General features: G+C 68.8%; 23 protein-coding genes. 9 read left to right on the forward strand and 14 right to left on the reverse strand.

Translation table 11 applies throughout. From position 1 onward, the window contains the following. Nucleotides 1-6: 6 nt before the first annotated feature. A complete protein-coding gene (locus WBL06_RS05515) occupies nt 7-1,209 on the reverse strand; it encodes a sugar ABC transporter substrate-binding protein (protein WP_424454973.1) in 1,203 nt (400 codons plus the stop codon). Nucleotides 1,210-1,725: 516 nt separating this feature from the next. Between WBL06_RS05515 and WBL06_RS05520 the strand changes: the two genes are divergently transcribed. After that, complete coding sequence (locus tag WBL06_RS05520; RefSeq protein ID WP_424454974.1) at nt 1,726-2,061, forward strand: hypothetical protein; 336 nt, start codon at nt 1,726-1,728, stop codon at nt 2,059-2,061. Between the two features lie 3 nt (nt 2,062-2,064). Here WBL06_RS05520 and WBL06_RS05525 read toward each other — a convergent pair whose 3' ends face one another. From WBL06_RS05525 to WBL06_RS05565, 9 genes are all read right to left on the reverse strand, one after another. After that, nucleotides 2,065-3,729, reverse strand: a complete 1,665-nt coding sequence (locus tag WBL06_RS05525; RefSeq protein WP_424454975.1) for an aminotransferase class V-fold PLP-dependent enzyme — start codon at nt 3,727-3,729, stop codon at nt 2,065-2,067. Further along, nucleotides 3,726-4,073 carry a HepT-like ribonuclease domain-containing protein gene (locus WBL06_RS05530; RefSeq protein WP_424454976.1) on the reverse strand — a complete coding sequence of 116 codons (348 nt, stop codon included), beginning with the start codon at nt 4,071-4,073 and terminating at the stop codon, nt 3,726-3,728. The genes WBL06_RS05525 and WBL06_RS05530 overlap by 4 nt, the downstream gene beginning before the upstream one ends. After that, nucleotides 4,070-4,561, reverse strand: coding sequence for a nucleotidyltransferase domain-containing protein (locus tag WBL06_RS05535; protein ID WP_424454977.1), 492 nt, complete (start codon nt 4,559-4,561; stop codon nt 4,070-4,072). The genes WBL06_RS05530 and WBL06_RS05535 overlap by 4 nt, the downstream gene beginning before the upstream one ends. Nucleotides 4,562-4,973: 412 nt before the next feature. Further along, a complete protein-coding gene (locus WBL06_RS05540) occupies nt 4,974-5,723 on the reverse strand; it encodes an SDR family NAD(P)-dependent oxidoreductase (protein ID WP_424454978.1) in 750 nt (249 codons plus the stop codon). Then, nucleotides 5,720-6,568, reverse strand: a complete 849-nt coding sequence (locus WBL06_RS05545) for a fumarylacetoacetate hydrolase family protein (RefSeq protein ID WP_424454979.1) — start codon at nt 6,566-6,568, stop codon at nt 5,720-5,722. Before WBL06_RS05545 ends, WBL06_RS05540 begins: the two co-directional genes overlap by 4 nt. Then, nucleotides 6,565-7,431 carry an amidohydrolase family protein gene (locus WBL06_RS05550; protein WP_424454980.1) on the reverse strand — a complete coding sequence of 289 codons (867 nt, stop codon included), beginning with the start codon at nt 7,429-7,431 and terminating at the stop codon, nt 6,565-6,567. The genes WBL06_RS05545 and WBL06_RS05550 overlap by 4 nt, the downstream gene beginning before the upstream one ends. Before the next feature lie 107 nt (nt 7,432-7,538). Beyond that, nucleotides 7,539-8,480 carry a sugar ABC transporter substrate-binding protein gene (locus tag WBL06_RS05555; RefSeq protein WP_424454981.1) on the reverse strand — a complete coding sequence of 314 codons (942 nt, stop codon included), beginning with the start codon at nt 8,478-8,480 and terminating at the stop codon, nt 7,539-7,541. Nucleotides 8,481-8,533: 53 nt separating this feature from the next. Continuing rightward, the gene (locus tag WBL06_RS05560; protein ID WP_424454982.1) at nt 8,534-9,283 is read right to left on the reverse strand and encodes an ATP-binding cassette domain-containing protein; all 750 of its coding nucleotides are present in this window, start codon (nt 9,281-9,283) and stop codon (nt 8,534-8,536) included. Next, complete coding sequence (locus WBL06_RS05565; RefSeq protein ID WP_424454983.1) at nt 9,280-10,350, reverse strand: ABC transporter permease; 1,071 nt, start codon at nt 10,348-10,350, stop codon at nt 9,280-9,282. Before WBL06_RS05565 ends, WBL06_RS05560 begins: the two co-directional genes overlap by 4 nt. A 192-nt stretch (nt 10,351-10,542) precedes the next feature. Here WBL06_RS05565 and WBL06_RS05570 point away from each other — a divergent pair, with 192 nt between their 5' ends. Both WBL06_RS05570 and WBL06_RS05575 read left to right on the forward strand, forming a co-directional pair. Further along, nucleotides 10,543-11,301, forward strand: a complete 759-nt coding sequence (locus tag WBL06_RS05570; RefSeq protein ID WP_424454984.1) for a FadR/GntR family transcriptional regulator — start codon at nt 10,543-10,545, stop codon at nt 11,299-11,301. Between the two features lie 26 nt (nt 11,302-11,327). Then, nucleotides 11,328-12,293, forward strand: coding sequence for an aldo/keto reductase (locus WBL06_RS05575; RefSeq protein ID WP_424454985.1), 966 nt, complete (start codon nt 11,328-11,330; stop codon nt 12,291-12,293). A gap of 15 nt (nt 12,294-12,308) precedes the next feature. On the opposite strand, the gene WBL06_RS05580 is transcribed toward WBL06_RS05575, so the two are convergent. After that, nucleotides 12,309-13,634 carry an L-fuconate dehydratase gene (locus tag WBL06_RS05580; protein WP_424454986.1) on the reverse strand — a complete coding sequence of 442 codons (1,326 nt, stop codon included), beginning with the start codon at nt 13,632-13,634 and terminating at the stop codon, nt 12,309-12,311. 214 nt (nt 13,635-13,848) lie between these two features. Between WBL06_RS05580 and WBL06_RS05585 the strand changes: the two genes are divergently transcribed. From WBL06_RS05585 to WBL06_RS05600, 4 genes are read left to right on the forward strand one after another with little or no spacing between them, the layout of a single operon-like run. Beyond that, entirely contained in the window at nt 13,849-14,871 is a 1,023-nt protein-coding gene (locus WBL06_RS05585) for a zinc-dependent alcohol dehydrogenase (RefSeq protein WP_424454987.1), read from the forward strand. Continuing rightward, nucleotides 14,868-15,623 (forward strand): SDR family oxidoreductase, encoded by a 756-nt coding sequence (locus WBL06_RS05590; protein ID WP_424454988.1) that lies wholly within the window; start codon nt 14,868-14,870, stop codon nt 15,621-15,623. Before WBL06_RS05585 ends, WBL06_RS05590 begins: the two co-directional genes overlap by 4 nt. Continuing rightward, nucleotides 15,620-16,249 carry a bifunctional 4-hydroxy-2-oxoglutarate aldolase/2-dehydro-3-deoxy-phosphogluconate aldolase gene (locus tag WBL06_RS05595; protein ID WP_424454989.1) on the forward strand — a complete coding sequence of 210 codons (630 nt, stop codon included), beginning with the start codon at nt 15,620-15,622 and terminating at the stop codon, nt 16,247-16,249. The genes WBL06_RS05590 and WBL06_RS05595 overlap by 4 nt, the downstream gene beginning before the upstream one ends. Further along, entirely contained in the window at nt 16,246-17,190 is a 945-nt protein-coding gene (locus WBL06_RS05600; protein ID WP_424454990.1) for a sugar kinase, read from the forward strand. The genes WBL06_RS05595 and WBL06_RS05600 overlap by 4 nt, the downstream gene beginning before the upstream one ends. Here the strand turns inward: WBL06_RS05600 and WBL06_RS05605 are convergent. Then, nucleotides 17,180-18,157 (reverse strand): Gfo/Idh/MocA family protein, encoded by a 978-nt coding sequence (locus tag WBL06_RS05605; RefSeq protein ID WP_424454991.1) that lies wholly within the window; start codon nt 18,155-18,157, stop codon nt 17,180-17,182. The genes WBL06_RS05600 and WBL06_RS05605 overlap by 11 nt on opposite strands. Before the next feature lie 45 nt (nt 18,158-18,202). On the opposite strand from WBL06_RS05605, the gene fabG reads away from it, so the two are divergent. Continuing rightward, nucleotides 18,203-18,958: a 3-oxoacyl-ACP reductase FabG gene (gene fabG, locus WBL06_RS05610; RefSeq protein ID WP_424454992.1), complete on the forward strand. Its 756-nt coding sequence runs from the start codon at nt 18,203-18,205 to the stop codon at nt 18,956-18,958. After that, a complete protein-coding gene (locus WBL06_RS05615) occupies nt 18,958-20,241 on the forward strand; it encodes an MFS transporter (protein ID WP_424454993.1) in 1,284 nt (427 codons plus the stop codon). Before fabG ends, WBL06_RS05615 begins: the two co-directional genes overlap by 1 nt. A gap of 13 nt (nt 20,242-20,254) precedes the next feature. On the opposite strand, the gene WBL06_RS05620 is transcribed toward WBL06_RS05615, so the two are convergent. Together WBL06_RS05620 and WBL06_RS05625 are read right to left on the reverse strand one after the other, a co-directional pair. Continuing rightward, nucleotides 20,255-21,529 (reverse strand): HipA domain-containing protein, encoded by a 1,275-nt coding sequence (locus tag WBL06_RS05620; RefSeq protein ID WP_424454994.1) that lies wholly within the window; start codon nt 21,527-21,529, stop codon nt 20,255-20,257. Further along, the gene (locus tag WBL06_RS05625; RefSeq protein ID WP_424454995.1) at nt 21,526-21,753 is read right to left on the reverse strand and encodes a type II toxin-antitoxin system Y4mF family antitoxin; all 228 of its coding nucleotides are present in this window, start codon (nt 21,751-21,753) and stop codon (nt 21,526-21,528) included. Before WBL06_RS05625 ends, WBL06_RS05620 begins: the two co-directional genes overlap by 4 nt. Nucleotides 21,754-21,821: the final 68 nt, after the last annotated feature.

Consider the following 21,821-nt stretch of genomic DNA (forward strand, 5'->3'; position numbering starts at 1 on the left):
CGCATGTTATTCGACCGAGGCCTGGGCAGCCTCAAGTGCCTCACTGGGCGACTTCACGCCGGAGAGGGCTTCCTGAATTGCGGTCGACAGAGCGCGCGACACGGTCGGGTAGGCGGAGCCCAGGTCTGCCGTGCGGCCTTCGGCCACCGCGATGGCGTCGACCCACGGAACCAGCGCCTCGTTCTCGGCTGCCTGCTTGTCGGACTCGGCCGGGTACGGCGATACGTAGCTCTGAGCAGCGATCCACTCGCCCAGATTGCTGGGCTCGATGAGGCACTGCGCGAACTCGGTGCTCGCCGCGACCCGGGCTTCGTCACCCGCGACGATCTGGATGAACTCGCCACCGAGCGGGCTCGGGGCGGGGCCGCCGTCGATCGCCGGAATCGGCACGACCGCGTACGGGATGCCCGACTCGTTCAGCGCGTTGAGCTGCCAGGTGCCGTTGATCATCATCGCCGCGTTGCCGCTCGCGAACTGGTCACGGATGTCCTGCTGGTTGGCGCTCAGGTTCGACTGCGAGGCCTGCCCATTGGCGACCCAGTCGGTCCACAGCGTGAGCGCTTCGACCGCCTCCGGCGAGGAGAGATCCTCGAGCGAACCACCGGCCCCCCACAGGAACGGCTCGAACTGGAACGACGCCTCTTCACCGGCGATCGCCGAGAACGCGATGCCGTACACGTCACCGACGGTGGTGGCGGCGACGGCAGCCTTGAACTCGTCCCAGTTGGTGGGCGGCTCGACACCCGCGGCGGCGAGCATCTCGGTGTTGTAGAACAGCGCCAGCGTGTTCGACCCGATCGAGCCGCCGTACTCCTCGCCACCCGACTGGGCGGCGGCGAGGATGTTCTCCCGCTGTTCGCCGACGTCGAGACCCGAGTCGGCGTTCGAGACGAGGAGCCCCGTTTCGGCGAACTCGGCGACGTTGGGGTTGTCGAGGATGACGAGGTCGGGGGTGCTGCCGCCGCTGGCTGCCTGCAACAGGCTGTCGGCGAGGGCGGCGTCGGCGGTGCGCTCGATCGAGATGCCGGTTTCTTCTTCACACGCTTCGTAGAGCCGCGCGAGGTGCGATTCGCTGTCGAGGTGGGTGAAGTAGTCCCAGATCGTCAGGCTGGTGACTTCGTCGCCGCCTCCGTTGGAGGGGGAGCATGCTGCGAGGGTGAACGCGACGCTTCCGGCCAGCAGGCCGGCTGCGATACGGGTGTGCTTCATGTGTGCCAATCCATTCTTCTCTGAAGGGATGCGTCGGTAGTCAGTGGCTCGGGAAATTCTCCACGGATTGGTATGATGTTACACAACACATGTCCAGTAGGCTAGTGGGCGGCCCAAATTCGAGGGACGAGGCCACGCCGGATGAGCGGTCCGCCGGCCGGGTGCTTCAGCCACATCTCAAGAAAGTATCGCGACGGGACGTTCGGCCATCTCGCGCGCACCCTCCTGCTGCAGGCGTGACCGCGGTCACCCATCGGTGGTCCGAACCAGAAGAGTTCGACATGACCGCCACCGTCAGCGCACCCGTACCCGCCCAAGGTGCGACCGCATTCGCCACTCCGACCGGACTCGTCCGGCCCGCCGGCCGATCTGCTCTTGCCATCCTTCGTCCGCCCAGCCGCTTCACCTTGTTGTGGGCCCTTATCGACAGACGCTCGGGCTCGGATTCTCGACCCGGCGGAGCGCGCCGGGGCCGACCGCGGCACCCCGAGTCAGGGCCTCCGCAACAGAGACTCCGTGACCAGACCGCTCAAGCCCTCCTTCGCGAGCATCGCCAGCCCCGCGAGCGACGTGCTCTTCATGCTCGAGATGCTCGGGATCGACGGCGTCGTGGTGCTCGGCATCGGTCTGCGCATCAGTGCGGTCACCGGCACGATCCTCATGGTGGCGATGTACCTCGCCGAATGGCCCTTCGCGGCGGATGGGTCGTCGACCAACCCGGCCGTCGACTACCACATCATCTACGCGCTCGCCCTCATCGTCGTCGCCGCGACGGCTGCCGGAGACACCTGGGGCTTGGGCACCTGGTGGAAGTCGCTGCCGTTCGTGCGCACCCAGAAGTGGCTGCACTGAGCGCTAGGTGAGGGAAGCCGACGGCAGGTCGAACCAGCGCAGCCGTTCGAGATCGTCGCCGAGGTCGGCATCCGTCGCCTGCGGAACCGTGTCGGCATCCGGCAGTGACGCGAACAGCGCCCGCGCATGCTCGAGGTAGTCGGCGAGCACCGACTCGGGCGCGGTGTCGTCGTGCCGCGGGAACGTCATCCGCCCGTCGGCGTCATAGCCCACATCGCTGAGCCGCAGCGGGGGCTCGACCGGGCCGTTCTCGTGTCGCCACAGGCCAGTCTCGAGTGAGAACCGGTATTGCGGCACGAGCTTCCACCCGAAGTCGGCGACCAGTTCGACCGCCTGCACGATGTAGCGGAACACCGTCTCGCTGATGAAGTAGTTGAAGTTGACGCGCACCCAGCCGGGCTTGATTCCCTCGCAGCCGCGGGCGATCTCGCGTTCGTACTCGTGCGAGGTCTCGATGTCGATGCCGAGCAGCCGGTGTCCGTACGGCCCGGCGCACGAGCATCCGCCCCTCGACTGGATGCCGAACAGGTCGTTGAGGATCGCGACGACCGCGTTGTGGTGCAGGTACTTGCCGCCGGGGCGCTTCACGACGAACGAGATGATCGACAGCCGCTCCGCCTCGGGATTGCCGAGCACCTGGATGTTCGGGTGCTGCTTCCACGACGCCATCGCGCGCGCCAAGAAGTCGTCTTCGACGGCGCGGATCGTGTCGACACCGACGGCATCCTTGAGCCCGAACACCAGGCCCGCGCGGATCGACTCGATGATCGCCGGCGTTCCGCCCTCCTCGCGATGCGCGGGGTCGGCGAGGTAGCGGTGCTCGAGCTGGTTCACGTAGGCGACGGTGCCGCCGCCCACGACATCCGGAACGGAGTTGGTGAGGATGCGGCGGTGCGCGATCAGCACGCCGGGGGTTCCCGGCCCGCCGATGAACTTGTGCGGCGAGAGGAACACCGCGTCGAAGTCGCCCGCGGCGACGTCGATGTCGACGTACGGGGCGGCGGCCGCGAAGTCCCAGAGGGCGAGGGCTCCGTGATCGTGCAGGATGCGGGTGACGAGTGAGGTGTCGGTGATGATGCCGGTCACGTTGCTCGCGGCGCTGAACGAGCCGATCTTGAGCGGGCGCTCTGCGTACTGCTCCAGGGCCGCAGTCAGCGCGTCGATGTCGACGTGCCCGTCGGCATCCTCGGGGATCGTCACCACGTCGGCGATCGACTCGCGCCACGGCAGCTCGTTGCTGTGGTGCTCGAACGGGCCGATGAAGACGACCGGCTTCTCGGCGGGCGGGATGATGGCGCTCAGCCCGTAAGTGCGGTCGAGGTCGGCCGGGATGCGCAACCCCAGGATGCCGACCAGCTTGTCGATCGCGGCCGTCGACCCGCTGCCGGTGAAGATCACCACGGTGTCGTCGGTGCCGTGCACGCTGCGGCGGATGGCGGCGCGGGCATCCTCCCGCAGGCGCGTCGTCTGCAACCCGGTGCCGGAAGATTCGGTGTGGGTGTTCGCGTAGCGCGGCTGCACCTCGTCGCGGATGAAATCCTCGATGAAGGTCAGCGACCGGCCGCTCGCTGTGTAGTCGGCGTACGTCACGCGGCGGGATCCGAACGGCCCGGGCATCACCTGGTCGTCGCCGATCACCGATTCCCGGATGCGGTCGAGCAGAGTCATGGCGTGCCCTCCAGGTCTTCGGCGGCGGTGCGCAGCTGGGCGACTTGTGCGGCGAAGGCTGCGACGTCCTTCTCAAGGATCGTGCGCAGCACGTCGCGGTCGACGAAACCGTACTCGTGGGCGATCCGGTTTCGCGTCCCCTTGATCCTGCGCCAGAGCGGATCGGGAATCACGGACGCGCGCAGGGGCTCGCTGACATGGGCGACGCTGTCGATCGCGGCCGAAAGGCGCAGCGCAGCTGCGTCAAGGACGAGTTGGCTGTCGGCGGTCGCCTGCAAATGAGCCGCGACGATCTCGAGGTGGCTCGCTGCATCCGCGATCCAGTCCCGGTCTGTGCGTTTCATAGCGGCACCGACCGGGCGACGAGTTCCGGCAGCACATCGGCCTTGACCAGGTGCTCGGGAACGACGTCTACCGGAACGCCCAAGAGGTCGGAGAGCTCGAGCCCCAATCCGGTGATCTCGAAGAGACCTGCAGATGGCATCCGCACCAAGAGGTCGACGTCGCTGCTGTCGTCGTCTTCGCCGAGGGCGACCGACCCGAACACGCGCAGGTTCGTGGCGCCGGCTCCACGCGCGATGTCGCGCACGTCTCGGCGATGCGCGATCAGACGCCGCCCGATCGGCCCGCGAGCGAGTCGCGCTCGAGCCCGGGCGGTGCGAAGCATCTGCGAGACGGCCGGTTGGGTGACGCCGAGAACCTCGGCGATTTCGCTCTGGCTGTGACCCTGTTCTACCGCGCGGACGACCGCTCGCTGCAGTTGTTCCGCGGCGCGATCACGTTCGCGGTCGGCTTCGGCCAGCTGGAGCAGTGCTGGATCTGCGGGCGGCATCCGATCCTCCTTGCCATAAGCAAGGTTATACCTGGCCGGTCAGATGCACACCCCGTGCGGACAAGTGCGAGCAGTCGCGGCCCGGGCAGATAGGTGAGCCACGGTGGGCGGTGCTCAACGCCAGGCCCGTACGGTCGGCGACGTAGAAGCTGCCGCCGAGCGAGACGCGAGCATCCACGTCGCTCGCTGGCAGCCACTTGCGGAAGGCCGCGTCCGTGCTTCTTGCCCGCTTCGAAAGGATTGCACCCGGGCATCATCGGCGACAGCCCGTTCTGGGCGGGCCGGGCGGCGAGCTCGCGACTATGGCCGACGTCGTCGACGCCGTCCTGTTCCTCCTGCGCAATCGAGGAGTCTCCGGCACGCAGCTCTACGTCGACCGCGGATGGGCACTCACGTAGCGGTACGGGAAGGATCAGTTGCGCACCCGAAGATGCGTCACCCCGCCGTCGACCTCGAGTGCGGTGCCCGTCGTCGCGCTCGACCGCGGGCTCGCCAGGAACACGATCGCATCCGCCACCTCGCGCGGGGTGACCATGCGCCCGATCGCCTGGCGCGCATCCATCGCCGCACGTTCGGCCACGGGGTCGTCGAAGGTCTGCAGCAGGCGGTCGACGAATTCGGTCGCGACGGTGCCGGGGCTCACCGCGTTCACCCGGATGCCCTCGCCGACGTGATCGGTCGCCATGGCGAACGTGAGCGACAGCACGGCGCCCTTGGATGCCGAATACAGCGCCCGACGCGGCAGGCCGTTGAGGGCGGCGATCGAGCAAACGTTGACGACCGCGGCGTGGTCGGACCGCCGCAGCCACGGCAGCACGGCGGCGGTCACCCGAGCCATGCCGGTGACGTTGACGTCGAGCACGCGCGCCCAGTCGGCGTCGTCGTTTTCTTCGACCGTGCCGACGGCGGCGATCCCCGCGTTGTTGACGAGGATGTCGAGGCCGCCGAACTCCGCGGTCAGCGCCTCGACGGCAGCCGCGATGGAGGCCCGATCGCGCACGTCGACGGCGTACCCGTGCAGCCCGTCGGGCAGCTCATCCACCGACAGGTCGAACACGCACACCGTCGCACCCTGGGCGGCGAGGGTGCGGGCGGTCTCCGCGCCGATACCCGCCGCTCCCCCGGTGACGACGGCGACGAGACCGTCGAGGTCCCGTGTCATGCGGCCACCAGCGTCTGGCGTGCCCGGCCGAGTCCGTCGATCTCGAGCTCTACGACATCCCCCGCTCGCAGGTAGGGCTGATCGGCACGCCCGAGTGCGACGCCCGACGGGGTGCCGGTGTTGATGAGGTCGCCGGGGTGCAGCACCATGAACTGGCTCAGGTACCAGATGAGGTAGGGCACATCGAAGATCATGTCGGAGGTGTTGCCGCTCTGCATCTGCCGGCCGTTGACCCAGAGCCGCAGCTCGAGGGCGCGGGGATCTTCCACCTCGTCAGCGGTCACCAGGTGCGGCCCGAGCGGGTTGAAGGTCTCGCAGCTCTTGCCTTTGTCCCACTGGCCGCCGCGCTCGAGCTGGAACTCGCGCTCCGAGACATCGTGCGACACGACGTAACCGGCAATGAGGGCTTCAGCCTCGGTAGGGGATGCGAGATAGCGTGCCTCACCCGCCAGCACGACGCCGAGTTCGACCTCCCAGTCGGTCTTCACCGAACCACGCGGGATGAGCACGTCGTCGAACGGGCCGACCACCGTCGAGGGGTCTTTGAGGAACAGCACCGGTTCGGCGGGGATCTCGGCGCCCGTCTCTTCGACGTGCCCGCGGTAGTTCAGCCCGATGCAGACGATCTTCCCCGGCTGCACCGGCGCGGCCACCCGCATCCCGGCCGCGCCGGCCAGTTCGGTCAGTGTCCCGCGGGCGAGTGCCTCCGAGACGGCACGGATGCCGTCGGCGGCGAAGAAGGCGCGATCGATCGCAGGGGTGATGGGTCGCAGATCGAAACTGCGCCCCACGACCTGCACCACCGGGATCTGAGCGGTCGGGTCTCCGAGCTGTCCGAGGATCACACCGCGTCCTTGCGAGTGCGCGCCAGGTAGACGCTCTCGGCGGTTCCGCTCCACACGGCGGCGGCATCCTCGGCGCTGAGGGCGGCGAGCACCTCGGTCACGATGTCGAGCCACCGCTCGAACCCACCTCCGAGGTTGAGCACGGGCCAGTCGCTGCCGAACATGCAGCGGGTCGGGCCGAACGCCTCGAGGGCGTGGTTCAACCAGGGGGCGAGCGCGACGCCCGTGCGCAGGCCTGGTGCGGCCTCGGTGAGCAGGCCCGACAGCTTCACGACGACGTTCGGCAGGGCCGCGAGGCGCGTCATGTCAGCCGCCCACGACGAGAAGGCGTCGGCCGCGATCGTGGGCTTGCCGAGGTGGTCGAGTACGAACTGCACCTCGGGGCACCGCTCGACCAGATCGATCACCGCCGGAAAGTGCAGCTGGCGGATGCACAGATCCATCGTGAAGTCGTGGGCGGCGAGCGCCTGCACGCCCCGTACGAAGTCGGGGGAGGTCGCGACCTCCGGCGGCTCGTCCTGAAGCAGGCGACGCACACCTGCCACGAGCGGCAGGTCCGCGAGCGCCGCGAGGTGCGGGGGCAACGCGACGGGCACCTCGAGGGGGGCGAACGCCACGATGGCTTCGACGCGGGCGCTGTCGGTGGCCAGCCCCGAGAACCAGCGCGCCTCGGCGAGACCCTGCTCGGGCAGGCAGTCGGCCTGCACGGCGACGATCGCGTCGGCGGCCCATCCCGTCGCCCCGAGATCGCGCGGCAGGTGGGAGGGCTGAAGCAGCGCGTCGGCTTCGTCGAGCCATGGGTTGCTGAGGCCTTCGCGGTCCCAGAAGTGCACGTGGCTGTCGATAATGCGGGGCTTGTTCACTCGATACCTTCAGAAATTCGTCAGTACGCCCGTACGGCCGCCGTGTCGGTCGAGGTGGGGGAGACTCGACCGACACGACGGCGCGTGTCGGGGGATACCGGCCGGTGTTACTGGAAGTCGGCCGCGTTCTCGATCGTCACCATTTCGGTACCGGTGTCGATGAGGTCGGGGATGTCCACTCCGCTTGCGGCGTCGAACGCCGCCTTCACGCCGAGTTCACCCATCTTTGCCGGGAACTGCGCGACGGATGCCGTCTGGTCACCCGCGAGAATCGCAGCGACCTCGTCGGGCGACGCGTCGAATCCGACGGTGATCAGACCCGAGAGACCGGCCGACTTGACCGCCTCCAGCGCGCCGAGCAGCGGGGGTCCGCAGGCCGCGTAGATGGCCGTCAGGCCCGGGTTGGCCGTGATGATGTCCTGACCGGCGTCGAGACCCTTGGTCTGGTCGCAGTCGGTCGGAACCGTGGCCACGACCTCGGCAGCGTCACCGAGCGTGTCGAGCATGCCATCGACGCGGGCGTCGAGCGACGGGTTGCCCAAGACGCCTTGGAGGATGGCGATGGTGGCGCCCTCCGGCAGGTTCTCGGAAAGCCAGGTGCCGGCGAGCTGACCACCGACGTAGTTGTCGGTCGTGACCACCGCGGTCTTGCCGTCCCAGTCCGGAATGTCGTTGTCGATGAGGATGACCTCGATCCCGGCGTCGACGGCCTTCTGCAGCTCGTCGGCGAGCGCGGGGCTCGTCGGCGTGATCGCGATCGCGTCGACACCCTGAGTGACGAACGACTGGATCGCGGCGATCATGCCCTCGTCGTCGGTTCCGCTCTCGCCCTGGGCGAAGATGACCTCCGCGCCGGGTTCGGCTTCGTCCCACGCCTTCGCGGCATCGGCCATGATGTCGAAGAAGTCGACCGGGAACTTGGTGGCGAACCCGATGAGGATCACATCGTCTTCACCTTCGGTGGCGGGCGTGTTACACGCTGTCAGCGACAGCGCAACGGCTGCTGCAGCGACAGCTGCGGCAACGCGCAAATAACGCATCTTCTTCATCGCATTCCTTTTCTTGGTTGAGGTGGTTGCCGGGGTTCTGGGGTCGGGCGTCGCTAGTCGTCTCCTCCGACGATGAGCGAGACCAGACGAGATCGATTCGCTGGGGTGGGCACTTCTTCACCGACCACGCGGCCCCGGCGCATGACGACCGCGCGGTCGGCGAGTTCCATCACGTGATCCATGGCGTGCGAGATGACGATCACCGCGCACCCTTCGTCACGGAGTCTGAGGATGAGGTCGAGCACCTGGCGCGACTCCCGAAGGCCGAGCGCGGCCGTCGGCTCGTCGAGGATGACGACGCGCGACGCGAAGGCCGCTGTCCGTGCCACGGCGATCGCCTGCCGCTGACCACCCGACATCATGCCGACTTGCGCCGAGCGGTGCGGAAGGTTGATCTTCAGCCGCCCGACCAGTTCCGACGAGTGCGCCACCATCTGCTTCTGCCGCATCCAGCGCAGCCCGCGGGGCAACCAGGTCGGCACCGCCTCTTCGCGGCCGACGAAGAAGTTGGCCGTCGTGTCGAAGTTGTCGAAGAGGGCGAGGTCCTGATAGACCGTCTCGATGCCGGCGGCGCGGGCGGTCGCCGGACTCGTCATGGTGAGCGGCTCGCCGTTCAGCTCGATGCTGCCGGTGTCGAGCCGGTGCACGCCGCTGATGCACTTGATGAGGGTCGACTTGCCGGCCCCGTTGTCGCCGAGCAGGGCGAGGATCTCGCCGGCGTTCACCTGCAGCGACACGTCGTCGAGGGCGAGCACGGCGCCGAAGCGCTTCGTCGCGTTCGTGATGGCGAGGGTCGGGGTCATGCCGCGGCCGCCTTGAGCACTCGGAACCGCGCCTCGAGGCGAGTGCGGATGACATCGGATTCGACGGCGAGCACGATGACGACGCCGATCACGATGAGCTGTAGGAAGGCTTCGACGTTCAGCAGGTTCATGCCGTTGCGGATGACGCCGATCATGAGGGCACCGATGAGCGCGTTGCCGACGTTGCCCCGGCCGCCGAGGAAGCTGGCGCCGCCGATGACGACCGCGGCGATCGCGTCGAGTTCGGCGAGCTGACCGAAGGTCGGCGAACCGGCGTTCAGTCGTCCTGCGGTGACGATGGCCGCGACGCCGGCGAGCAGGCCGCTCATGATGTACACCGACACGATCACGCCGTTGCGGGGTACGCCGAGCCGGCGCGCGCCTTCGGGGCTGCCGCCGACGGCGTAGATCCAGCGGCCCCACACCAGGTTGCGCAGCATGAGGGTGACGACGATCGCGACGCCCGCGACGAGGAAAGCCGCGTTGGGGAACCAGGATGCCAGCCAGGCCGCCGAGCCGCCGCCCATCGTCGTGACGATCTCGGGCATTCCCGAGACCGGCTGACCGCCGGCGAGACCGAGGGCGAGACCGCGCGCGATGCTCAGGGTGGCGAGGGTGATGATGAAGGGATGCGGCAGACGGCCGTACACGTAGCCGAAGCCGTTGACCGCGCCGACCATCGCACCGGCGAACAGCATGGCGAGGATCGTGGCGAAGCCGGAGTTCGTCTCGGCGTAGACCAGCGCCCCCACGACTGCCGAGAGGGCGAGCGTCGACCCGACCGACAGGTCGATGCCGCGGGTGAGGATGACGAGCAACTGTCCCATGGCGAGGATCGCGATCGCGGCGCTCTGCGTGAGCACGTTGCCCAGGTTGCCCGGGGTGAAGAACACCGGCGACAGTCCCGCGAGCACCGCGATCATGATCACGAGGATCAGGAAGGGGCCCAGGCGCAGCATCCACAGCAGTGCGCCCACCAACCGGGCGCGTGCAGCCTCCGGTGCCGTGTCGGCGACCGGCGGCCGAGCATCCTCGGTCGGTGTGAGAGTGGGGCGGGGGTCAGACACTCGAAACAGCCTCCTTGCTGAATGGGGCGACTCTAACCACAAAATCATCTGATGTCTAGCGCCGTGGCGCCTCAGTTTCCTGTCGCCTTGCCGGGTTTCCTCGGTAAAGGTCAGATTTATCGACCTGTACTCGTCCGACGAGTCGGCCAGATTTCATCTGATCTATCGGCGGAACGTGCCTATCATGGCGACGTGACCCGTGCCGATACCCCCGCCACCGACGGCGCCCTGCCGAGCGGCCTCTCTCAGACCGACGTCGTGGTGCAGAGCATCAAAGCGATGATCACGCGGGGTGACCTGAGCGCCGGATCGCGCCTGCCCGTCGAGAAGGATCTGGCCGAAGTCCTGGGAGTCTCGCGCGGCTCGCTCCGGGAAGGGGTGCGCGCTCTGTGCATCATGGGCGTGCTCGAGACCCGGCAGGGCGACGGCACCTACGTGACCTCGCTCGACTCGACGCTGCTGCTGGCGCCGATGGCGTTCATGGTCGATCTGCAGGGGCCCGAGCACCGGCACGACCTGCACGCCGTGCGGCGGGTGCTCGAGTCGGAGGCGGCCGCTCGCGCCGCGCTCCGGATCACCGACGACGACCTCGGTGCGGCTCGTGCGACGCTCGACGGCGTGCGCGCCGTCGTGTTCGCGGGACCGGTCACCGACCACGAGGCGGTCATGAACGCCGACCTGACCTTCCACCGCATCATCGCCAAGGCGGCCGACAACGGCGCCCTCGCCGCGCTGATCGACGCGCTCGCCGACCGCACCGCCCTCGCCCGACGAACGATCGGCGTTCAGCACGAGGAGCAGGTGCGCACCGCGTTCCACGACCACGAGAGCATCCTCGCGGCCATCACCGCGCGCGAGCCCGATCGTGCGCGGCTACTGATGAGCCATCATCTGCTGGCGATCGAGGACTTCGTCCACGACGACGACTCGTTGACGACGTCGGCGCCCTAGTCGACGAACTTATGGAGGAGAACCCGATGTCCGCAATGGACCTACTGCAACCGCGACCGCTCGGGCGCACGTCGCTCTCGGTGACCGGTGTCGGCGTCGGCGCCAGCCCCCTGGGGGGCGGCGGCGGGATGACCCGCATCTACGGGCACGACACGACCTACGACGACGGGGTCGCCACGGCGCGGCGGGCGCTCGACAGCCCGCTCAGCTTCCTCGACACGTCGAACGCCTATGGCGACAGCGAGCGCCGCATCGGCGCCGCGATCGCGGCCCGCGGGGGACTTCCCGCCGGCTACGTGCTCGCCACCAAGGTCGATGCCGATCCCGAGACCCGTGCCTACGATGGTGCGCGAGTACGCCGGTCGTTCGAGACCAGCCTCGAACGGCTCGGGGTCTCACGCATCCAGTTGCTCCACCTGCACGACCCCGAGTTCGATGTCTCGTTCGAGGATTCGATGGCCCCGGGAGGGGCTGTCGAGGAACTCCGCCGCCTGCGCGACGAGGGTTTTGTCGACTTTCTCGGCATCGCGACGGGCAACCTGACCACGACCGCGCGATACCTCGAAACGGGGGTGTTCGATGTCGTGCTGACACACAACCGCTACACCCTCGTCGACCGGTCCGCGGAACGGGTGATCGCGCGAGCGGCCGAACTCGGAATCGGCGTCATCAACGCCGCACCATTCGGGGGCGGCGTGCTCGCGCGGCGGCCCGGGCCGGGCATCGGCTACTCCTACGGGTCTGGCTCGGACGCGCAGCTGCAGGCGGTGCACCGGATGTGGGATGTCGCGGAGGCCGCCGGTGTCCCCCTCGCCGCCGCAGCCCTCGCCTTCGCTGCCGCCCGCCCCGAGATCGACAGCGTGCTCGTGGGCTGTTCTCGGCCCGACCGGATCGACGAGCTCGTGCGACTCGCGCAGACGCCTCTCCCCGACGGACTGCTCGCGGAGCTGGATGCGCTGTGTCCGCCACGCGAGGACTGGCTCGAGCCTTGACCTTGCTGTAGTGCCCTAGCCTGCGAGCTTTCGCACGTCGCTCCCCGCGCCGGCCCAGTAGTCGCCGTCGGGAAACCGGAACCGCTCGATGGACGCGGGATGCATCTCGGCACTGTAGCCGGGCGCCGTCGGCAACCGGTAGGCGCCGTCTTCGACGATGCACGGATCGACGAAGTGCTCGTGCAGGTGGTCGACGTACTCGGTGACCCGGTTCTCGAGCGTTCCCGAGACGGCGACGTAGTCGAACACCGACAGGTGTTGCACCAACTCGCACAGGCCAACGCCCCCGGCATGCGGGCAGACCGGCACATCGAACTTCTTGGCCATCAGGTACACGGCGAGAATCTCGTTGACGCTGCCGAGCCGGGCGGAGTCGAGCTGACAGAAGTCCAGGGCTTCGGCCTGGAACATCTGCTTGAACAGCACACGGTTCATGCCGTGCTCACCCGAGGCGACGCCGATCGGCGCGACCGCGCGACGGATGGCGGCGTGACCGAGGATGTCGTCGGGGCTGGTGGGCTCCTCGATCCACAGCGGATTGAACTGCGCGAGGGCTTTCACCCACTCGATCGCCTGGGGAACGTCCCACACCTGGTTGGCGTCGATCATGAGGGCCGCGTCAGGCCCGATGACCTCGCGGGCGATGGAGAGTCGACGGATGTCTTCGTCGAGATCGGCGCCGACCTTCAGTTTGACGTGGCGGTAGCCGGCATCCACCGCCTCTTGGCACAGGCGGCGCAACTTGTCGTCGGAGTAGCCGAGCCACCCGGCACTCGTCGTGTAGCAGGGGTATCCGCTCGCGGAGAGCTCGGCGATGCGCTTCTCGCGCGTCGGCGCGTGCTCGGCCAGGATCGCGATCGCCTCGTCGCGGGTGAGGGCGTCGGAGAGGTAGCGCAGGTCGGCGGCATCCACCAGCTGCTCGGGAGTCATCCCGGCGAGCAGACGCCAGAGCGGCAGCCCGGCCGCGCGCGCGGCGAGATCCCACACGGCGTTCATCACCGCGGCGAGCGCGAGGTGGATGACGCCCTTGTCGGGGCCGAGCCAGCGCAGTTGCGAGTCGCTCTGCAGGTCGCGGTAGGTGGCACCGAGGTCGCCGATCACCTCGGCGACGTCGCGTCCGATGAGGGGAAGTGCCCGCTGCCGGGCGGCTTCGACGCAGAGATCGTTGCCACGACCGATCGTGAAGGTGAATCCGAAGCCCGAGAGCGCGGGGTCGTCGGTGACGATGTGCACGTAGGCGGCGGAGTAGTCGCCGTCCTTATTCATTGCATCCGACCCATCCATGCTCAGTGAGGTGGGAAACCGGATGTCGGTGACGGTGACCGACGTGATCGTGGTCATGGCGGTGAGCGCTCCTGTTCTGCCACGCCTCCGGAAGGTCTCCCAGCATGCGCCCGCGGCCGGGATGAGACGCGATGGTCAAACATTAGATGTTTCCGCCTCTTTCCGCCAGTTCTGACCTCAGATGACAGTAAGATCGCTCGAAACATCTAGTGTTTACGGCTCGGCGAACGATCGGAGCGAAACATATTATGTTTGGCGCGAGGAGGCTCCAATGTTGACAGCCCGCTATGTGGGAGACCGCACCATCGAGACCGCCGAACTGACGGCTGCGACCCCGCCCGCCGGCCACGTGCAGGTGCGGGTCGCGTACAACGGCCTGTGTGGAACCGATCTGCACATCCTGCACGGCTCAATGGATGGCCGCGTCACCCGCCCGTTGATCTTCGGCCACGAGGCGAGCGGCGAGGTCGCCGCCGTCGGCGACGGGGTGACCGGATGGGCGGTCGGCGACCCGGTCGTCGTCATGCCCCTGGACTGGGACGGCACCTGCCCGGCCTGCCTCGCCGGCCATCAGCACATCTGCCAGAACCTGACGTTCATCGGCATCGACTCCCCCGGTGCCCTGCAAGAGCTGTGGAACGTGCCCGCCCGAACCCTCGTGCGACTACCCGCCGGCCTGCGGCTCGACCACGCCGCCCTGGTGGAGCCGGTCGCCGTCGCGGTGCACGACGTGCGGCGCGGCGAGGTCACCACCGGTGACAAGGTCGTCGTGATCGGGGGCGGGCCGATCGGGGTGCTCATCGCCACGGTCGCCCGGGATGCCGGCGCCGATGTCGTCGTCATCGAACTCGACGCAGGCAGGCGCGGCCAGATCGCCGATCTCGGCTTCACGACCCTCGACCCGGCCGCCGCCGACCAGGTCGCCTGGGTCGAGGAGTGGACCGGCGGGGCCGGCGCGGATGTCGTCTTCGAGGTCTCGGGCGCCGCCGCCGCGGTGCTGGGTGCCACGGCGCTCGCCAAAGTGCGCGGCACGATCGTCGTCGTCGCCATCCACCCCACGCCGCGACCCATCGACCTGCAACGGATGTTCTGGCGCGAGCTGCGACTGCTCGGCGCGCGGGTCTACGAGGCGACCGACTTCGAGGCGGCCGTCGACCTGCTGGCGCGGGGCGTCATCCCGGCCGAGCTGCTGATCACGAAGATCGTGCCGCTGAGCGGTACCGCCGGGGCGTTCGCCGATCTCGAAGCGGGTCGGGCGATGAAGATCCTCGTCGACGTACGGGACCACTCGTGAGCGCGTTCGAACTGCACGGCACTACGGCCCTCGTCACCGGCAGCCGCCGGGGAATCGGGTTCGCCATGGCCGAAGCCCTCGCCGCCGCGGGCGCCGACATCATCGGGGTGAGCGCCCAGCAGGAGGCGTCGGGCAGCGCGATCGAGGTCGCCGTACGCGCGCACGGCCGCGAATTCGAAGGCGTCTCGTGCGACTTCGCCGACCGCGACGCCGTGCTCGCTCTCACGCAGAAACTCGAGGGTCGGCAGATCGACATCCTCGTCAACAATGCCGGCGCGATCGAACGCGCGCCCGCTGCCGAGCACCCGCTCGAGTGGTGGGACCGGGTGCTCGCCATCGACCTGTCGAGCCCATTCGTGCTGACGCAAGCCGTCGGCCGCGGGATGCTCGAGCGTGGGCGCGGAAAGGTGATCTTCACCGCCTCGCTGCTGAGCTTCCAGGGCGGCATCAACGTGCCCGGCTACGCCGCCGCGAAGTCGGGCATCGCCGGACTCACCCGGGCCCTGTCGAACGAGTGGGCCCCGCACGGGGTCACCGTCAACGCCATCGCGCCCGGCTACATCGCCACCGACAACACCCAGGCTCTGCGCGCCGATCCCGACCGCTCCGCCGCGATCCTCGGTCGCATTCCGGCCGGGCGATGGGGATCGGGCTCCGACCTCGCGGGCGCGACGGTCTTTCTCGCCGCGCCGGCATCCGACTACGTGTCGGGGGTTGTGCTTCCCGTCGACGGTGGTTGGCTGGGCAGATGATCGCCCTGCCCCCGACACTCGCCGGGCATCGGATCGTGCCGGTGCTCGTGATCGACGACGCCGGCTTCGCCGTGGATGCCGCGGCCGCGCTGGCAGCGGGCGGCATCGGCTGCGTCGAGATCACCCTGCGCACCCCGGCGGCGCTCGTCGCGATCACCGCGGTCGCCGACGCGGGAACGACCCTCGTGGGCGTCGGCACCGTCACGACGCCCGACGACGTCGCCCGTGCGGCTGACGCCGGTGCCCGCTTCGTCATCACCCCTGGGGTCGACCGCGACGTCATCGAGGCGTGCCTCGAGCGCGGCCTCGACGTGCTGCCCGGCGCGGCGACAGCGACCGACGTGATGACGGTGATGCGCACCGGGTTGCGCGCGGTGAAACTCTTCCCGGCCGACCTGCTGGGCGGGGTCGACATGGTCGCGGCGCTGGCCGGGCCGTTCCCCGGCGTCGCGTTCGTGCCGAGCGGTGGGGTGTCGCCGCTCAACCTCGGCGCCTACCTGGGTCACCCCAACGTGCCGGCGGTCAGCGGAAGCTGGATGGCGAGCCGACAGCTACTGGCATCCCGCGATGTCGCGTCGATCGAGAGGCTGAGCCGAGAAGCCACCTCGGCGGCGGGTGCCGCGTGACCGGCGCGGTCGTCACCCTCGGCGAAACGATGGGGCTGCTGCGCGCGACATCCATCGGTTCCCTCGAGCACGTCTCCGACTTCGCCCTGCACATCGGCGGCGCCGAGAGCAACGTCGCGATCGGGGTGGCCCGGCTGGGGCGACCCGCGGTGTGGATCGGTCGCGTCGGTGACGACGGAATCGGCCGCCGGGTGCTGCGTGAGTTGCGCGCGGAGGGAGTCACGGTGGATGCCGTGGTCGACCCATCGGCGCGCACCGGGCTGATGCTCAAAGAGACCCCCAGGAGCGGGTCGACGCGGGTGCTGTACTACCGCGCGGCGAGTGCGGGCAGTCGCCTCGACGTCGCCGATGTCGACCTCGTGGCGATCGCCCCCGCCGGCGTGCTGCACGTCACCGGCATCACGCTCGCGCTGTCGGCGTCGGCCGAAGCGGCGGTGTTCGCCGCGGTGGATGCCGCCGCCGCCGCGGGCGTTCCGGTCTCGTTCGACGTCAACCACCGGGCAGCGCTGTGGGCCGACCGGGATCCGCGTGACCTCTACCGGCGCGTGGCCGAACGTGCCACGGTCGTCTTCGCCGGAGCCGACGAAGCCGAGCTACTGGTCGGCGCGGGTTCGCCAGAAGAGTTGGCTGCCGGGATCGCCGACCTCGGCCCGGCGCAGGCGATCGTGAAGCTCGGCGAAGACGGCTGCGTCGCCTCGATCGACGGCGAAGCATTCTCGATCCCGGCCGAGAAGATCACCCCCCTCGACACCGTCGGAGCCGGGGATGCCTTCGTCGCCGGCTACCTCGTCGCTCTGCTCGACGGCCTCGCCCCGGCCGACCGCCTCCAGCAGGGCACCCGCTGTGGCGCGTTCGCCTGCCTCGGCCCTGGCGATTGGGAGAGCCTGCCGCGCCGCGCCGATCTCGACGCCTTCGACTCGGGCGACCCCGTCATCCGCTGACGACGGAAATGCGGCGACCGGTCTCGTGGGAGCTGATCGCGGCGTGGGCGAGTTCGAGCGCGCGACGTCCGGCTGAGGCGTGTACCGGGGGCGGCCCGCCAGCGCGCAGGGCGGCGAGCACGGCATCCACGTGCCGGTCGAAAGTGCCGTGAAAGTCGCGCGCCTCGTCGTTGAAGTAGCCGGCGCGCCAGACCTGAGCCGTTTCGTCGCCGACGCGCTGGATGCTCAGCTCGCGCACGGTGTCGTGAATCATCAGACGACCTTCCGTGCCGTTGATCTCGACGAGCTGCGAGTCGGGGTAGGCGTACGAGGAGTCGTAACTGCCGAGCATCGTGCCGACCGCGCGGTTCTGAAACTCGAGCGCGAGGGCGACGGTGCTGAAGTCGCCGTAGGTGGCATCCGTCATCTGCGCGGCGACCGACGCGATCGGGCCGACCAGGTGCTCGAGCATGTCGAACCCGTGGCACTGCGTCTCGATGAGGTTGGCGTGCCGCGAGGTGCCGTGATTCGCTTCGCCGCCGAACCGCCAGGTGGCGAAGACGGGCGTGCCGATGACCCCGGCCCGGATCGCCGCGTGCGCCCGGGCGACCGGCTCGGCGTAGCGGTGGTTGAAGTTGATCGCGAAGAACAGATCGCGCGCCGCCGCCTCGGCGAGCAGGATGTCGGCCTCACCCAGGTCGAAGACGAGCGGCTTTTCGACGAGCAGCGGCACGCCTGCTGTCACCAGCCGCAGGGTCGTCTCGAAGTGCTGCTCGTTGGGCAGGCACACTGTGACCAGATCGGGCGTCGTCTGCTCGAGCATCCGGTCGAGATCCGTGAACCCTGTCGTGCCGTAGGCGGCGGCGCGGGCCGCGGTGCGCCCGGCGTCGCGCCCCAGGATGCCGACGAGTTCGGTGTCGGGGCGACGCGAGAAAATGCGCGCGTGCTGCTCGCCCCACCCTCCGGTTCCGACGACGGCGACCTTCATGACGCCGATCCTACGGCGGGGGCCGAGCGGGGGTACCGTGGCCCCATGGATGCTCGCACCGCGATCGTCACAGGAGCAGCCCGCGGCATCGGCGCCGCGGTCGCCCGACGACTGGCCGCCGACGGATTCCAGATCGGCGTGCTCGACCTCGACGTCGCGCACTGCGCCGAGACGGTCGAGAAGGTCACCGCCGCCGGGGGCCGGGCGCTCGCCCTCGGCGCCGACGTCGCCGATGAGGCGAGCGTGTCAGCGGCCGTCGACCAGTGCGCGGCAAACCTCGGCCCGCCCGTCGTGCTCGTCAACAACGCCGGCATCCTGCGTGACGATCTGCTGTTCCGGATGACCGCCGACACCTGGGATGCCGTGATCAACGTGCACCTGCGCGGTGCGTTCCTGATGACGCGGGCCTGCCAGCGGTTCATGACCGAGGCGAAGTGGGGCCGCATCGTGTCGATGTCGAGCATCTCGGGGCTCGGCAACCGGGGGCAGGCGAACTACTCCGCCGCGAAGGCCGGCATCGAAGGGTTCACCCGCACCGTCGCGATCGAGCTCGGCCCGTTCGGCATCACCGCCAATGCGATCGCCCCCGGCTACATCAACACCGAGATGGTGAGGCAGACCGCCGAACGCATCGGGAAGCCGCTCGACGAGTTCATCGCGGCGCTCGCCGCCGAAGTTCCGGTGCGGCGGATGGGGCAGCCCGACGACATCGCCGCGGCGGTCGCCTTCTTCGTGCGCGACGATGCGAGTTTCGTCACCGGGCAGACGCTCTACGTGTCGGGTGGATTGGCGCACGCCTGATGGCGGCATCCATCGCCCAGATTCCGGCCGCGCGCCGCATCCAGCGCATCTACCTGACGCTGCTGCTCGGCAACACCCTCGCGGCGTCGTTCATCTGGGGCGTGAACACCCTCTTTCTGCTCGACGCCGGCCTGAGCAACCTCGAGGCGTTCGCGGCGAATGCGTTCTTCACGCTCGGCATGGTGATCTTCGAGATCCCCACCGGGGTGGTCGCCGACACCGTCGGGCGCCGGGCGTCGTACCTGCTCGGCACGATCGTGCTCGCCGGAGCGACCGCCCTCTACTGGCTGATGTGGCTGTGGAGTTCACCGTTCTGGGCGTGGGCGCTCGTCTCGGTGCTGCTCGGACTGGGGTTCACCTTCTTCTCGGGTGCGGTCGAAGCGTGGCTGGTCGACGCCCTGCGCGCGAGCGAGTACACGGGGGAACTGGAGCCGGTGTTCTCGAAGGGCATGATCGTCGGCGGTATCGCGATGCTGGCCGGATCCGTTCTCGGTGGTGTCGTCGCGCAGCTCACCGACTTGGGCGTTCCCTTCTTGCTGCGCGCCGGCATCCTCGTGCTCATGTTCGTCGTCGCGTTCCTCGCGATGCGCGACATCGGGTTCACGCCCGACCGCTCGGAGGGGCCGCTCAAGGCTGTGCGCACCGTGTTCCGCGGCTCGGTGAAGCACGGGCTCGGCAACGCCCCGGTGCGCTACCTCATGCTCGCCGCGCCGTTCACTGCCGGAGTCGGCATCTACGTCTTCTACGCCCTACAGCCCTACCTGCTCGAACTCTGGGGCGACCCGAAGGCGTACTCGATCGCCGGCCTCGCCGCGGCGATCGTCGCCGGGTCGCAGATCGTCGGCGGCATCCTCGCGCCCCGCGTGCGGCGACTGTTCAAGAAGCGCACGACGGTGCTGATCCTCGCCGGCGCCATCGGGGTGGTGCTGCTGCTCGTGCTCGGCATCGTGCCCAACTTCTGGGTCGCCCTCGCGCTGCTCACCGCGTGGGGAATCTCGGCGTCGATCGACGACCCCATCCGCCGGGCCTACCTCAACGACCTCATCCCGTCGAAGCAGCGGGCGACGGTGCTGTCGTTCGAGTCGCTCATGGGCAACGTCGGCGGAATCGGCATCCAACCCGCCCTCGGCCGCGTCGCCGACCTCAGCGGCTACGCGTTCTCGCTCGTCATCGGCGGCGTCATCAGCGCCGTCGCGGTGCCGTTCATGGCGCTGAGCCGGGCGCAGAACGCGCCCGCGGATGCCGCCCGCGGCGAAGAGGAAGAGACCGAACCTCCCGCGTGAGGTAGCTCAGCCGTCACCAACCGTGCGATCGGACGTGATCAGCCACCGCTTCGGCGATGCGAGTGCCGATTGCGCGTTCGGAGTCTCCCGGGATGCCGTCCGCTGCAGCCGCGTACGCCGCCGCCAGCCCAGAGCGGATCTCCTGTACACGAGACTCCGCCTCGTCACGGGGTAGCCGCAGCCGTCGAGCCACGCCGAGGAAGTCGGACACGCCGATCTTGTCGATGCGGTACTCATCGCCGACCTTCATCGCCGACGCGAGTGGTTGCGTAGCGGGGTAAGCGAGGTGGGTACCCAAGTCGTAGAGCGGGGCCAGCTCGGCGGTCTCGGCGTTCAACACGACCGAGTAGTTCTTGGCGTGCGCATCAGTGTTCGCGGCGCTGACGTTGAACACGAGCGCGTCGAACAGGCGCCGCTGGGTGAGTCGGCGATTCTCGAGACGTTCGAAGGTGTCGATGAGTCGCGCCATCTGGGCGACACTCGGCCCGCCATCGGCCTGGTACTTGCGCGCCGGGGCCACTGACAGCGCTTGGCAGAAGTCCTCCTGATGCAGACGCCGCCATCGCCCGTCACGCTCAACCCGGTCGTAGCGCGCGGCGACGAAGACATGATCGCCCCGAGTTGTGGTGAGAAGCGACGCGTCGGCGACGTGGAGTCCCAGCCGCCGTGCCGCGGTCATGGTCACATATTCGTTGATGTGGTGCTCGAGGTAGGGGCGCACTGCAGGCTTCAGGATGTGAGTCGTCGGCGTGGCACCGTGGGGCACGCCCCAGACGCCTTCGGCGTCGCGGTAGAGCGCCACTTTCGGCTGGGCTCCGGGCAGGCTCCACCGCCCCGACGAGCCGCGGGTTCCCCAGGTGTCGGCGTTCGCGATGAGGTCGTCGATGATTCCGGCAACGTCGGACTCGGAGAGCACGTCGATGTCGGCACGCCCGCCGGCATCCGAGGCCGGTTCCCCCGACGGGAGAATTCGCACGGCACCCGCTGCGTCACGCCCGACGTGGGCGAGAAGGCGGAACGGGTTCAGGGCTGAGGTGTGGAACTCGCGCGACAGCTCATCGAGGCGACCGGGGCTGTCGGGAAGCAGCCCCTGAAGATAGGGAACGACCGCACGCTGCGCGTGGAGCGCGCGCGAGACAGGCATCGAGAGCGAAAGCGGTGTGGCATCCGGCCGGGTGCGGTACTCGTCGTCGTATCGAAACGTGGTGGTGCCGCTCGGAGTCTGTTCGAGCACGCCGACGAAGGTGCCGTCGAGGTGCACGTCGAGCGCGGCGGGCGCGGGACTCATGGCTCGCCACCGCCGGTACGGGTGGCGAGTTCGACTCCGAGTCCCAGGACGGTGAGCACGTCGAACACCCGGTCGAGCCGTACCGTTGCCTTGCCGCCCTCGAATCGCACGACCCACTCGCGCGTGACCCCGGCGGCGTCCGCGAGCGACTGTTGCGACCAGCCGAGATGCTCGCGTCGCTCACGCACGGCCGCGCCGAGTTCGAGCACCGTTCTCACCCGCATGCCGACCCTCCCGCACGTGCGCGTTCGCGCACACTCCTCAGTGTGCCCGATCGCGCACAGGTTGGGAA

Origin of the sequence: Pseudolysinimonas sp., from assembly GCF_049651805.1 — a bacterium.
Lineage (GTDB): Bacteria > Actinomycetota > Actinomycetes > Actinomycetales > Microbacteriaceae > Pseudolysinimonas_A.